Here is a 13,282-nt window from a genome sequence, read left to right on the forward strand (position 1 = left end):
CGGGCCGCGAGGCGCCCAGGAGTGCTCCTGAACGCCTCTTCGGACGCGTTGCAGCTGCCCGGCCGTCATGCGACGGCCGGGCAGCCGCGGTTCCGCTAGCTCGGAGTTGCGACCATGAAGTGGTTGGTCGTGAAAGCATCGAGCTGCGCGGTGGTGGCGCTGTGGAGCACCCTCGTAGCCGTGGTGCTCGCGTCGAGGACGACCTTGGCCGCCACGTTGCTGGTGATGTGGTTCGATGCCAGGTAGTTGTTGTCGCCGCTCTTGACCAGCACGATGGTCGGGGTCTGGCCCGCGGGCGTGATGTTCTGCGACGGGACGCCGAAGGAGAACTGATTGCCCGTCACGGTGTTCTTGTTTCCGGCGATGTGCACCATGCCGAACTTGTCGTCGAAGCGGGTGCTGGTGCCGTCTCCGTAGACCCGTCGGAAATGGTTGGCGGAGATCAAGTTCTCGGAGCTGTTGTCCAGCAGGGCGATCTGGCTGGGGAAGTTGCTGAGCAGCTTGTTGCCGGTGATGGAGGCGCGGTTTCCCCTGGACAGTGTGATGTTGCAGGCCCACAGGATGGTGTTGCCGGCAATGTGAAGCCCCTCGGCGTTCTCCGCGAAGATGGAGTAGCCGGCCCAGGCGCTGATCAGGAAGTTGTTGGTGATCTTGGCGACCTGTGACGCTCCCGTCAGTTCGATGGAGGAGCCGCACTCCGCGATGAAGTTGTTGGTGATGTTGGGGGCGTCCGCGCCCTTGATGACGAGGGCGTGTGCGAGGTACACGAAGCCCATGCCCTCGATGCGGACGGCGTCGTTGTCGGACTGGAACGAGATGCCGGTCTTGCCGTTGCCCGGAAGATAGGGCTTGCCGGCGGTCACCCCGTCGAGACAGAAGTCCTGGAAGACGATGCTGTTCAGCCGCCCGACCGTGGCGGGGGCCCCGGTTCGGCTGACCAGGAACGCTTCGTTGTGACCGTCGTTGTTCTTGACCCGGATGTGACTGGCGCCCGGAAGTGTCTCGACCCAGGACCCGGTCTGCGACTCGTCACGGATGGCCTCGGACAGGAACCCGTGGCCGGCCCCCTTGATCTGCAGGAAGCTGACATCGACGACCACCCGCGTCAGGAGGTCGTAGTGGCCGGGCGGGATGTAGATGACCGCGCCGGGTCTGGTGGTCTGCGTCGTCTGCTTCGACTTGATGTCGGCGATGATCTGGTTGATCACGGCGCCGATGTCCACGTACGGGGAGACCGTCGCTCCGGTCCACGTCGTGACGTCGTAGACAGTGTCTGCCATGTCCGTCCTTTCTGAACGGTCTGGTGTGCGGGTGCTGTGTGTGCGGGGTGGTCAGAGAAGGCCGACGATGGAGTGGTACGACGGGTGCGGGGGAGGCGGTGCGGACGGCTGTGCCGTTGCGGCCCGAGCGGTGCTGCGCTGCGCGGTGTTGAGGGACACCGCCGCTGTCAGAACTCCCGTGAGCCCTGCGAGCACACTGCGACGTGAGATCCGCGGCTTTTCCTGATGCATGGCGGCTCCTGGACGAAGGATCGGGGTGTCCGTGTGTCCCGGTGCGGGCACCGACGCCCGCACCGGACGGAGCACACGGTCGTGCGAATCGGCTCCTTTCGACGGCTCAGCGGATCGCGACGGCTCAGCGGATCGCGCCGGCGGTCATGCCCGAGATGACCTGACGCTGGAAGACCGCGTAGATGATCAGCTGAGGGACCAGCACGAGGGTCGCGGACGCCATCATCGCGCCGTAGTTCACGCTGTAGACGCCCTGGAACTGGGAGATCCCGAGCGAGACCGTCGTCAGCTCCGGCTTGTTGATCAACGTCACCGCGAAGGGGAACTCGTTCCACACGTAGATGACGTTGAGGATGGCGAGGGTGGCGACGACCGGGCGCATCAGCGGGAACACGACCTTCCACGCCATCGACCACAGCCCCACCCCGTCGATGACCGCCGCCTGCTCGATCTCCTCGGGGAACTCGCGAAGGAACCCGGTGAGGAGAAGGATGTTGAAGGGGATCGAGACGGCGATGTACGGCAGGATCAGCGCGGCATGCGTACCGAACAGACCCAGCGCGATGTCGAGCCGGTACACCGGGAAGAGCAGAATGTATACGGGTACGGCCAGGCCGGCCAGGAGGTAGTACCTCGTCGCGTTCTGGACGCCGCGTCGTCCGCTGCGGAAGACCATCCGCGTCAGAGCGAAGGCGGCCATGTAGGAGATGACCAGGCCGATGGTCACGGAGAACACCGCCAGGATCAGCGTGTTCTTGTACATGATCATCAGGTCGAGCGTTTCGAGGGCCTGTCGGTAGTTGGCGAGGCTGAGATCCGACAGGGAGAACGGGTGCGCCAGGATGTTCTCGTTGGTCTGGAACGACAGGAGCATGATCCAGAGCAGCGGCAGCAGGATCACGAAGGTGATCAGATAGGCGAGGGCCGAGGCGATGATGCGGCCACGGCGCGGACGCCGGCCCGGCAGGGACTTGGCGGGCACGGACTTGGCGTGAGACGCGGTGCGCCGGGTGCTCGTCGTTGCGGTGCGTGGGGTGCTCGTCGTCTTCACGCCGCAGCCCTCCTCTTGAGGCCGAACAGAGTGGCGACGGCGGCGACGACGCCGATGACGAACACCACGACTGCCAGCGCCATGCCGTAGCTGTACTGCAGTGTGGTGAAGGTGACGTGGTACATGTAGCTCACCATGACCTCGGACAGATGGACCGGGCCGCCGCCGGTCAGGGCGTAGACCAGCTCGAAGATCTTGAAGACGCCGGTCACGACGAGGGCCGTGCAGATTCCGAACGACTCCCGCAGCATCGGCACCGTGATGTACCGGAGTTGCTGGAAGCGCGTAGCCCCGTCGAGGGTGCTGGCCTCCATCACGTCACGCGGCAGCATGCGGATGGCGGCGTAGAGGATGGTGACGATGAAGCCGATCTGCTGCCACAGATAGACGAACGCGACGGAGTAGGGGCTGAGGGTGCTCCCTCCGATCCACTGCGGCTGGACGGCCATGCCGACCGCCTGCAGCACCGCGTTGACCAGGCCGATCTTGGGGTCGAGGATGAAGATCCAGATCAGCCCGACGAGAATCGGTGCCACGATCGCCGGCGCGAACACGAGTGGCCGGAGGATCGCGCTTCCCTTGACGTCGCCGCTGAGCAGGACCGCCAGGAGGAACGCCAGGGGGACCAGAAGCGTCACCGCGACGCCGAGGATGATCCCGGTGTTCTGGACCGAGGTCCGGAACACCGTGTCCTGCGCCATCTCGCGGTAGTTGTCGAGTCCGGTGAACGTCGCCGGTGAGACGCCGTCGTAGCTGGTGAAGCTGTAATAGACCGAGTACAGGATCGGGTAGACCATGTACACGGTGTAGAGGAGCAACGCCGGCGCGATCATGAGGGTGAAAGTCCGGCGTGTGGTGAGCCAGTTCATGCTGTCCTTGCCATTCGGACCAGGGTGGGCGGCCCCGGTCGTCTCCGGACGGCGTTCGCCGTCGGCTGCCTTGTGCCGTCGGCTACTTGAGGGTCCGCTGAACGAGCTGCACGGCGTCCTTCGGACTCATCGCACCGGACATCACGCCGTAGAGGCTGTCGTACATGGCGTTGGCGGTCTCGGCCGAGACGACCAGGTCCGGCTGTGCCTTGGGGCTCGACAGGTCCTGCCGGGCGGCCTCCTCGAGCACGGCCCAGAACACGGAGGACTTGGCCTTGTCCACGATCGGCACGTAGGTGGTGACGGGCGGCTGCGCATTCTCGACCAGGATCTGCTGGCCCTCGTCGCTGTAGTAGAACTGGAGGAACTTCTTGACGGCCGCGTACTTCTTCGGGTCCTTCTTGACCTCGGCGCTGGCCACGAGCGGCGCCGACGGGGCGTTCATCACCAGGTTCTGGTTGCCGACGCCGTCGGAGAAGGTGGGACCTGCCCAGAACCCGACGTTCTTGCCGACGGGGCTCTCCTGGATCTTCGCGGCGTCCCACACCCCGGAGTCGAGGAAGGCGGCCTGTCCGGAGGTGAACGAGGCGACGGCCTGGGTGTAGGTCTGCGTCGTCATGTTCGGCGGAAAGGCGCCGGCCTTGGCCAGGTCTTCGATGTGCCCGTACAGGCGCAGGAAGTCGGGGTTGTCGTAGCTCTGCTTCTTGTCGAGGATCGCCTGGTACTTGTCCTCGTAGCCGAAGCGGTCGAGCATCGTGAGGAAGGCCCATACGCTGAAGGAGGAGTTGTTCGCGCCCTGGGCGATCGGCACGACGCCCTTGGCCTTCAGCTTCTTCACGGCGGCGAGCAGGTCGTCGTGGGTCTTGGGGACGGCGATGCCGTGCTCGTCCAGGATGGCCTTGTTGTAGTAGAAGCCGGTGACCAGCGCCTGGTAGGGGACGCCGTACTGGACGTTCCCCTGCTTGAAGCCCGAGAGCATATGGGGGGCGAACTTGGCGTCCAGCTTCTTCTCGGCGAGGACCGGCTGCAGATCGAGCAGGTCGCCGTTCTTCGCCATGTTCTTCGCCAGCGCGTTGTAGACCCAGAAGACCTCGGGCAGGGTGTCGCTCTGCGCCGCGATCGTCATCTGCTGCTGGTGCTGCTCCATCGGCCGGCCGACGAGCTTGACCTTCATCGTCGGGTTCTTCGCGTTGAACGCCTGGACGAGTTCGTACGTCGCGGGGTCCTGCTGCTGGATGTTCGGGTTGTGCATCGCCAGGGTGATCGCCCCGTCGGCGGAGGCGCCACCGGAGTCCGAGCCGCATGCCGTCACCATCGCGGCCGTCAGGGCCGTCGCCGTGACACCGCTTGCGAGCCGACGTATCCGCGGGGAGCGAGATCTGTCGGTCTCGCGTGTCATCGTTGACATAGTGCTGCACCTTTCACTGACATCTTCTGAGGCGGGTCTGCTGACTGCACCGAGATGAGCGGCCCGGATCGGCTGCTGGAGATGGCTTGGTGACGGCCGGCGCGGGGCTCTTGTGAACGAGGCTCGCCGGGCGGGGCAAACGTTTCGATGAAAGATACTCAGCCGGATTCGCGTGTCAAGACTGTGTACCAACGGGATTTCCCTGCACTGCGGGGGATACAGCTCACTGCCGCCGCGCGGGATCCCGTCGGGCGCTGATCAACGGCTCCCGCGCCCGTTGACGGCGCTGTCGCGGCGTGCCATCTTTTGCGTAAACGTTTCGATTACGTAAGGCGGAGATGGGCGAGTGGCAACGATCGTCGACGTCGCGCAGCTGGCGGGCGTCTCCACGTCCACCGTGTCTCACGTCCTCAACGCGACGCGCCCCGTCCGCGAGGACACCCGAGCACGCGTCGAGGCGGCGATCCGGGCCACGGGATACCGGCGCGACAGCGTGGCCCGGGCCATGCGCCGGTCACGGACCGACTCGATCGGCCTCGTCGTGTCGGACGTGACCCAGCCCGCCTTCGCCGAAATGGTCCGGGGCGTCGAACACGAGGCGACTGCCGCCGGCCTCACGCTGCTGCTCGCGAACTCGGGCGAGGACCCCGCGCGCGAGCGGCGTGCGCTGGAAGTGCTGACCGAGCGCCGGGTGGACGGCCTGATCATCGCCCCGGTCGGCCGTTCACACCGCAAGGAGATGGCGGACATCCAGCAGCGGGGCACCCCTTTGGTCCTCATGGACCGGCTGGGGGGCCTCCGCGCCGATCAGGTGGGGGTCGAGAACACGGCTCCCATGCGCGACGTGGTCCTGCACCTCGTCGAGCACGGTCACCGGCGCATCGCGCTGGCGGCCGGCGACGCCTCGGTCCCGACCATCGCCGAGCGGCGGCAGGGCTACCTGGACGCCCTCGGCGAGGCGGGCATCGAGGCCGACGACTCGCTGATCCTCATGGGCCGCGGTCTCGCGGCCGACACCCGGCACAGCATGACCGGGCTCTTCCAGGAGCCGGACCGTCCGACGGCCGTGGTGGCGGTGAGCACCGAATCCGCCGTCGGCGTGCTCCAGGCGGCACGGGCGCTGGATCTGCACACCCCGCGCGACTTCGCGTTCGCCGCCTTCGACGGCTTTCCGAACGCGGACCTGTTCCGGCCTCGGATCAGCACCATCACGCAGCCCGCGTACGAAATCGGCAGCACAGCCATGCAGCTCCTGCTCGGCCGCCTGGAGGACGACACCAACAGCTACCGCTCCGTCCGGCTGGCGCCCGAGATCACGTACCGGGAGTCGTGCGGCTGCCCGGACTGACCCGGCGCCACCGATCGGACACCGCATGTCCGGTGCGCGAGACGTGCCGGTGGCGGTGCGGAGCGTCAGGCGGCGGGGGAGGCCAGTCCCCCGCCGCCTTGCAATCAGCGACTGACATATCACTGAAAGGCAGATGGTAATGCCCTCCCCTCCGGTCACCCCTGCCCCTCTTACTGATCCGGCGCACCTCGGCGATCCGGCGCACCGGACCTCGCCCCGCGGGCCCTTGCCACCCGGCGGCACCAGATGACACGGGCCGTCTCCCTGCGTGGCGTCAGCAAGACCTACGCTCGCGCCGCCACTGCCGTCGACCGGTTCTCGCTCGACATCGCACCGGGAGAGTTCCTGGTCCTGCTCGGCCCCTCGGGCTGCGGCAAGTCCACCGTCCTGCGCATGATCGCGGGCCTGGAGGACATCACCGAGGGCGAGCTGCTGCTGGACGGCGCGTACGCCAACGACGTGCCACCGCGCGAACGCGGCATGGCCATGGTGTTCCAGAACTTCGCGCTCTACCCGAACATGACGAACCGGCACAACATCGGTTTCCCCCTGAAGCTGCAGCATCCGCACGAGGACCACAGCGCGCGCATCGAGGCAACCGCCCGGATGCTCGGGATCGACGACACCCTGGACTCCTACCCGAATCAGTTGTCCGGCGGCGAGCGCCAGCGCGTCGCGATGGGCCGGGCCATCTCCCGGCGGCCGTCCGTCTTCCTGATGGACGAGCCGCTGTCCAACCTGGATGCCAAGCTCCGCAACCACCTGCGCGCCGAAATAGCCAAGCTGACCGCTGATCTAGGGGTCACCACGATCTATGTGACACACGATCAGGCCGAGGCGATGTCGCTCGGCGACCGGGTCGCGGTGATGCGCGCCGGTGTGCTCCAGCAGGTGAGCACTCCGCGCGAGACCTATGCGCTGCCCGCGAACGTGTTCGTCGCCGCCTTCATCGGCACTCCTCGCATCAATCTGCTCCAGGCCGTCGTCCACGCGCCGCTGGGGGAACGGATGTGTGTCGAACTCGGCCGGCAGAGACTGCCGCTGGCCGAACCGCTCAGCAGCGACCACCAGTTGCTGCGCATCCAGCAAGGGCGGCCGGTCGTCGTCGGACTGCGACCCGAGGCCGCCCGCATCGCCCCGCCCAGCCACGCCCGGCCCGGCGAGGTCCCGCTGACCGGCGTCGTCGAGCACACGGAGTACCAGGGCCACGAGGCCCTGGTGCATCTGAACACGGGCTCGCGCCGTGCGGTGGTGCCCGATCTGGAGTCGGCGCGGCCCGGTCCCGGCCGTCGGAGCCGTACGCCCGGCCGTCTCGGACGGATCAAGGAGCGAGCCAGGGCGCACGCAAAGCCCCAGGCGTCCGCGCCGGACGGGCCGAAGGACCGGGCGCCGGGCGCGCACGCCCCGGATCGGGGCACGATCACGGCCGGCGACCTGGTGCTGCGTACGGGACCGGACGTACGGCTGCGGGCCGGCGCCCATGTGCCGCTGCTCGTGGACCTCGGGCAGCTGTACGTCTTCGACCGCCGCGGCCACCGCATCTGCCCCGCTCCGGCCGAGACTCCGGGCCTGTACGAGTAGGGCGCGGCGCGGTGCGTTCCCGGCGCCCTCCTGAGCCCGCAGGGGCGCGGCACCTCGTTGCCGGGGGCTACGGGGATGGGCCCTGCGCCGGGCGCTGGGTGCCCGGGGACACCTCCCGCGCACGAGGCTGCGGGGGAGTACAAGGCACGCGTTACCCCCGGCGCTTGAGGCACACGGGCCCCGGGGCCTGCGTGGCAGACACGACCCCGTGGAGGGGCTCACCCGGGAGTGAAGCGCCCACCGGCAGCAACTACCAACGGCCCGCCGTGGTGAGCCAAGACCCCGTAAGGGTCCACGAGGGACAGGGGAGTTGAGGCGAAGGGAGTCGAGGCATCCGACGCCTTGACACCCGTCGCGGCACGCGACAACAATCGGCGCAAACGTTTCGCGCAAACGTTTCGATGAAGGGAGGTGACGTGGCGACCATCGTCGATGTGGCGCAGTTCGCCGGGGTGTCCATCTCGACCGTCTCGCACGTCGTGAACGGCACCCGGCCGGTGGCGGAACGGACCCGCAGGCGGGTGCTGAAGGCCATCGAGCAGACCGGCTACCGCCAGGACACGCTCGCCCGGTCGCTGCGCCGCGCACGCAGCGACTCCATCGGACTCGTCGTCTCCGACGCCGGCCAGCCCACGTTCGCCGACATGGTCCGGGGCGTCGAGCACGAGGCGGCCCAGGCGGGATACACGCTGCTCCTCGCGCACTCGGGGGAGGATCCCGCCCAGGAGACCCGATCGGTCCAGGCACTGGCGGCCCGCCGGGTGGACGGCCTCATCGTCGCCCCGGCCGCACAGTCGACGGGCAGGGAGACCGAGGCCGTGCGCCGCAGCGGGACGCCCGTGGTGATCCTCGACCGGATCGGCGAGCCCGGGACCGGCGACCAGGTCGGCGTGGACAACACCACGCCGATGCGCGAACTCGTGGAGCACCTGCTCGGGCACGGCCACCGCGGCATCGCCCTGGCCGCCGGAGATCTCGCGGTCTCCACCATGGCCGAGCGCCACCGCGGCTATACGCAGGCGCTTCGGGCAGCAGGCATCGAGCCGGACCCCGAATGGGTGATCACCGGGTCGGGACTGGCAGGGGAAACCCGCCTTTCGGCCCTGCGCATGCTCGGCGGCGAAGGGAGGCCGGAAGCAGTGGCCTGCGCCAGTACCGAAACAGCGGTCGGAGTCATGGAGGCCGCCGCGGAGATCGGCCTGCGCATCCCGCGCGACCTCAAGCTCGCCGTGTTCGACGGCTTCCCGCAGTCCGACCTCTTCGAACCCCGTATCACCACCGTCGTGCAGCCGGCCTTCGACGTGGGAGTCACCGCGATGACCCTGCTGCTGCGACGGGTGAACGGCGACACCAGCGACGCGGGCGAGACGATCCGCCTCACGCCGCGTGTCATCTACCGCACCTCGTGCGGCTGCACCCCTGGATAACCCCTCAGCGGGCGGTGGCGGAGGCCAGTCCCCACCGTCCGAACGATCCGACATCAGCGACTGACATCACGAAAGGCATCCCCCCATGTCTACTTCCCTTGGCGATCTGACCCGCCGGAAGGCGGCGCGCAGCGCCCGTACGTCGAGCTGGGACCAGCGCGGCCGCAACCAGGACTACTGGACGACCCCCGCGCACTCCAGCCGGGTCCTCGCCGACCTGGAAGGCCCGGGCCAGATCACGCACATCTGGATGACGCAGTTCTGCCGGAAGACGCTCGGACCCGGTCTGATCGACCCGCTGGAGGCGGACACCGTCGCGCCCGTCATGGAGATCCACAACGCGCTCGGCGTCAACTGGGAGGAGCCGGACCCCGACTACTACCGCAAGGTCCTGATCCGTATCACCTGGGACGACGAGGAGGAGCCGGCCGTCCTCGTGCCGCTCGGAGACTTCTTCGGCGTGGGCCACTGCATGCCCAACAGCTACCAGTCGGCGCTCTTCACGGTCTCGGCCAAGCCCGAGGAGTCCCTGATCTTCGGCGGCAGCGCCGCACTGAACTGCTGGGCGCCGATGCCGTTCAACAAGCGGGCCCGTATCGAGCTGGTCAACGAGAACGACCTGCCGATCCAGCAGTACTTCTACGTCGACTACGAGCTGTTCCCCGAGGAACTGCCCGAGGACACCCTCTATTTCCACGCCCGCTGGAACCGCAGCAACCCGTGCAACGGCTGGGCCCCGGACATCCAGACCAACAGCCCCGAGGTGAACATCGTCGATGTCACCGGCGAGGACAACTACGTCATCCTCGACACCGAGGGCACCGGCCACTACGTCGGCTGCAACCTCTCCGTCCACCACCGGCAGGGCAGTTGGTGGGGTGAGGGCAACGACATGATCTGGATCGACGACGACTTCCTGCCCGACGGCTCCACCGTCTGGCCGCCTTCCCTGCACGGCACCGGCACCGAGGACTACTTCAACCACGCCTGGGGCATGCAGAGGAACGCCTACCTGTACCACGGAGCGATCCTCCACGAGGCCGACGTCCCGGGCTACTCCGTCAACTACCGTTTCCATGTGACCGATCCGGTCCGCTTCGAGGAACGCATCAAGGTCTCCATCGAGCACGGCCACGGCAACCATCTGAGCGACGACTGGGCCTCGACCGCCTACTGGTACCAGACGCTCCCCTCGCCGAAGGCGTCCATACTGCCGCTCGAGCAGCGCCTGCCGGTACGCCCCGCCGGCCTGCCCATGCCCACCCCGGCGCCCCGCGCCGGCGCCGTCGCCGAGGAGATCGCCCAGATGCGTGAACGCTACCGGGCCCGTTTCGAACGGCACATGGAGCACCTCGCCGAGCGCACCCGCCTGCGCGGGGAGCGTTCGCTGCAGGAGTCGGAGGCCAACACCAAGCAGGCCGCGGACGTGCGGCACCGCTACGACGAGCGCACCCGTGGCTGACCCCGTGGACGCCGCCGAACGGCCCCCTGCCGTGTCCGCTCCGCCGGGGGACCCGCACTTTCCGGCGCTGCACCTGCGGCCGCCGCACAACTGGCTGAACGACCCCAACGGGCTGGTCTTCCACGACGGCCACTACCACGTCTTCTTCCAGTACAACCCGGGGAGCGCCCGCCACGCCGACATGCACTGGGGGCATTTCCGCAGTGCCGACCTCCTCACCTGGGAGCTGCTGCCCATCGCCCTGGCCCCCACCCCCGGCGGGGAGGATGCCGGGGGAGTGTGGTCGGGCAATGCCGTCGAGGCCGACGGCGAGCTCGTCGCCTTCTACTCGGCCCGGCACTCCGACCGCTGGTACCAGCCGGTCGCCCGGGCGGTGTCCCGGGACGGCGGTCTGACCTTCACCAAGCACGAGCGGCTGATCGTCGCCGAACCGCCCGCCGGGACCAGCATGTTCCGCGACCCCTTTGTGTGGCGGGACGGCGAGCGCTGGCGCATGCTCGTCGGCGCCGCCCTGGAGGACGGTCGCGGCGCGGCCGTGCAGTACTCCTCCACCGACCTGGTCGAGTGGGAGGACCAGGGTGTCTTCCTGGCCCGGGCGCCCGAGCCGCTGCCCGGCGGTGGCAACACCGAGGAGGGCTGGGAGTGCGCCCAGTACGCGTACTTCCCCGACGGCCGCGGGGTGGTGCTGGTCAGTGCCTGGGACCCGGACGAAGGGGCGCTGTGCACGGCGGCCTGGCCGGGTCACGAGGAGAACGGGGCGTTCGTCGCCGGCTCTCCCCGCCGCCTCGACCACGGACCGGACTTCTACGCGCCGGCGCTGCTGCCCGCCCCCGACGGCCGCTGGCTGATGTGGGCCTGGATCTGGGAGGCACGGGACGAGGAACGGGTCGGCGCCCCCAGCGCGTGGACGGACGAGGTGGGCTGGGCCGGGATGCTGTCCCTGCCGCGTGAGGTGACCCTCGGCGACGACGGGGAAATCCTCCAGCGTCCCGCCCGGGAGGTCGACCGGCTGCGCCGGGACCGCCGTTTCGACGCGACGGGTGAGGCGCGCGCCGATCGGCCTGCCGACCTGGGCGGGATCGGTCCCGCCTGCGACATCGTCGCCCGCCTCGGAGCCGCAGGAGGACTGCGGCTGATCACCGACGCGGTCGGCGGCGAGTACCTGGACATCGTCCGCGACCCGGACACCGGCGAGGTGGTCGTCGACCGGTCCCATGCCTCGCTCGAACCGCGTGCCAAGGGCGGCAGTTGGCGGCTGCCCGCGCAGCCGGGGCCGGTGGACCTCCGTGTCGTCCTCGACCACTCCGTCGTCGAGGTGTTCACGGCCGACGGACAGGCGCTCAGCCTCCGCTTCTACCCCGTCGGCGGCGCCCCGTGGCGCCTGCAGGCGACGGCGACGGGCTCGGGTCCGGCCCACTACGCCGTCGAGGCATGGGACCTCGCCGGCGTGCAGATCCACGACAAGCGGCCGGAAGGCGACAGGCGGCCGGAAGGCGACAGGCGGCCGGAATCGGAGCGGGCGTCATGACCGCCGTCGTCATCGGCGAGTCGCTGGTCGATCTCGTGTGGCGCAGCGGGGGCACGACGATCGCCCCCATCCCCGGCGGCAGTCCCGCCAATGTCGCGGTCGGCCTGCACCGCCTGGAGCGTCCCGTCCGCCTCACCTCCTGCTGGGGCGACGATCCGCCCGGCGTGCTGGTGCGTGACTACCTGTACGCCACCGGCGTGCCCATCGACCGTACGGAATCCGCCTCGGGCCGCACCACCCTGGCCCTGGCCTACGTCGACGACGCCACCGGTGCCGCCACCTACGACTTCCTGGCCAACTGGGATCCGCTGCTGCCGGAGTTGCCGTCCGATGCCACGCTCCTCCACACCGGTTCACTGGCCATCGTGGTGGAGCCGGGTGCCGACCGCGTCGTGCAGGCCTGTCGTGCGATCCGGTCCCGGCCGGGCGGAGCAGTCGCCGTGGATCTGAACGTACGTCCCGGTGTCCAGCCGGACCGGGCCGCCTACCGGCGTGCGGTCGAGCGGATCGTGGCGACCGCCGATGTGGTCAAGGCGAGCGACGAGGATCTGGCCTGGCTGTATCCGGACCGGCAGCCGGTCGACGCCGCCCGCGACCTGCTCGGCATGGGCCCCCGCCTGGTGGTGACCACGATCGGCGCCGAGGGCGCCCGTGGTCTCCTCGCCGGCGCGGAGGTCACGGTGGCGGCGCCACTGGTGAAGGTCGTCGACACCATCGGCGCGGGCGACGCCTTCCAGGCGGCGCTGCTCGCGGGGCTGCTCCGGCCCCGCGAGGACGGCACCCACCGGGTGCACCTGCCCGAGGACCGGGACGCCCTGGAACAGCTGCTGCGCCAGGCCGTGACCGCCGGCGCGCTCGCCTGCGAACAGGCCGGCGCCCAGCCGCCCACCCGGGCACAGCTGGACGCCGCCCTCGGCGTCGCTCCGTAGCGACGGCAGCGTGCGGGCCTTCGTACGGCGGGCCGTCCTCGGCGGACGGCCCTCCGTACGGGGTGAACCGCCCCTTGGAGGTATTCGGCGGACCGGGGCCACGACGCCTGGCGCCGGTCCGCCGAACACCCCTCGCCTTCCCACCACTTCACCGGGAGACGCATGCCC

General features: G+C 69.0%; 10 protein-coding genes. 6 read left to right on the plus strand and 4 right to left on the minus strand.

Translation table 11 applies throughout. From position 1 onward, the window contains the following. Nucleotides 1-95 precede the first annotated feature (95 nt). The 4 genes from QFZ82_RS32645 to QFZ82_RS32660 all read right to left on the minus strand — a co-directional run bounded on the left by QFZ82_RS32645 (nt 96) and on the right by QFZ82_RS32660 (nt 4,830). Entirely contained in the window at nt 96-1,280 is a 1,185-nt protein-coding gene (locus QFZ82_RS32645; RefSeq protein WP_307716544.1) for a NosD domain-containing protein, read from the minus strand. 355 nt (nt 1,281-1,635) lie between these two features. Then, nucleotides 1,636-2,562: a carbohydrate ABC transporter permease gene (locus QFZ82_RS32650; protein WP_307716545.1), complete on the minus strand. Its 927-nt coding sequence runs from the start codon at nt 2,560-2,562 to the stop codon at nt 1,636-1,638. Continuing rightward, on the minus strand, nt 2,559-3,431 hold the full coding sequence (locus QFZ82_RS32655; protein WP_307716546.1) for a carbohydrate ABC transporter permease: 873 nt from the start codon (nt 3,429-3,431) through the stop codon (nt 2,559-2,561). The genes QFZ82_RS32650 and QFZ82_RS32655 overlap by 4 nt, the downstream gene beginning before the upstream one ends. 82 nt (nt 3,432-3,513) lie before the next feature. Then, the gene (locus tag QFZ82_RS32660; RefSeq protein ID WP_307716547.1) at nt 3,514-4,830 is read right to left on the minus strand and encodes an ABC transporter substrate-binding protein; all 1,317 of its coding nucleotides are present in this window, start codon (nt 4,828-4,830) and stop codon (nt 3,514-3,516) included. 355 nt (nt 4,831-5,185) lie between these two features. Here QFZ82_RS32660 and QFZ82_RS32665 point away from each other — a divergent pair, with 355 nt between their 5' ends. From QFZ82_RS32665 to QFZ82_RS32690, 6 genes are all read left to right on the plus strand, one after another. Further along, the gene (locus QFZ82_RS32665; RefSeq protein WP_307716548.1) at nt 5,186-6,187 is read left to right on the plus strand and encodes a LacI family DNA-binding transcriptional regulator; all 1,002 of its coding nucleotides are present in this window, start codon (nt 5,186-5,188) and stop codon (nt 6,185-6,187) included. Nucleotides 6,188-6,433: 246 nt separating this feature from the next. After that, nucleotides 6,434-7,768, plus strand: a complete 1,335-nt coding sequence (locus QFZ82_RS32670) for an ABC transporter ATP-binding protein (RefSeq protein ID WP_307716549.1) — start codon at nt 6,434-6,436, stop codon at nt 7,766-7,768. Nucleotides 7,769-8,184: 416 nt separating this feature from the next. After that, nucleotides 8,185-9,195, plus strand: a complete 1,011-nt coding sequence (locus QFZ82_RS32675; RefSeq protein ID WP_307716550.1) for a LacI family DNA-binding transcriptional regulator — start codon at nt 8,185-8,187, stop codon at nt 9,193-9,195. Between the two features lie 85 nt (nt 9,196-9,280). Then, nucleotides 9,281-10,657: a glycoside hydrolase family 172 protein gene (locus QFZ82_RS32680; RefSeq protein ID WP_307716551.1), complete on the plus strand. Its 1,377-nt coding sequence runs from the start codon at nt 9,281-9,283 to the stop codon at nt 10,655-10,657. After that, complete coding sequence (locus QFZ82_RS32685) at nt 10,650-12,185, plus strand: glycoside hydrolase family 32 protein (protein ID WP_307716552.1); 1,536 nt, start codon at nt 10,650-10,652, stop codon at nt 12,183-12,185. The genes QFZ82_RS32680 and QFZ82_RS32685 overlap by 8 nt, the downstream gene beginning before the upstream one ends. Further along, nucleotides 12,182-13,114 carry a carbohydrate kinase gene (locus tag QFZ82_RS32690; RefSeq protein ID WP_307716553.1) on the plus strand — a complete coding sequence of 311 codons (933 nt, stop codon included), beginning with the start codon at nt 12,182-12,184 and terminating at the stop codon, nt 13,112-13,114. The genes QFZ82_RS32685 and QFZ82_RS32690 overlap by 4 nt, the downstream gene beginning before the upstream one ends. The last annotated feature ends 168 nt before the right edge of the window (nt 13,115-13,282 follow it).

The sequence above is a fragment of the Streptomyces sp. V4I23 genome, from assembly GCF_030817975.1.
In the GTDB taxonomy this organism is placed as follows: Bacteria; Actinomycetota; Actinomycetes; order Streptomycetales; family Streptomycetaceae; genus Streptomyces.

Coding starts and splice junctions, on each gene's coding strand:
- QFZ82_RS32645 (WP_307716544.1), bottom strand. CDS start 1,280: ATGGCAGACACTGTCTACGACGTCACGACGTGGACCGGAGCGACGGTC.
- QFZ82_RS32655 (WP_307716546.1), bottom strand. CDS start 3,431: ATGAACTGGCTCACCACACGCCGGACTTTCACCCTCATGATCGCGCCG.
- QFZ82_RS32660 (WP_307716547.1), bottom strand. CDS start 4,830: ATGACACGCGAGACCGACAGATCTCGCTCCCCGCGGATACGTCGGCTC.
- QFZ82_RS32670 (WP_307716549.1), top strand. CDS start 6,434: ATGACACGGGCCGTCTCCCTGCGTGGCGTCAGCAAGACCTACGCTCGC.
- QFZ82_RS32680 (WP_307716551.1), top strand. CDS start 9,281: ATGTCTACTTCCCTTGGCGATCTGACCCGCCGGAAGGCGGCGCGCAGC.
- QFZ82_RS32690 (WP_307716553.1), top strand. CDS start 12,182: ATGACCGCCGTCGTCATCGGCGAGTCGCTGGTCGATCTCGTGTGGCGC.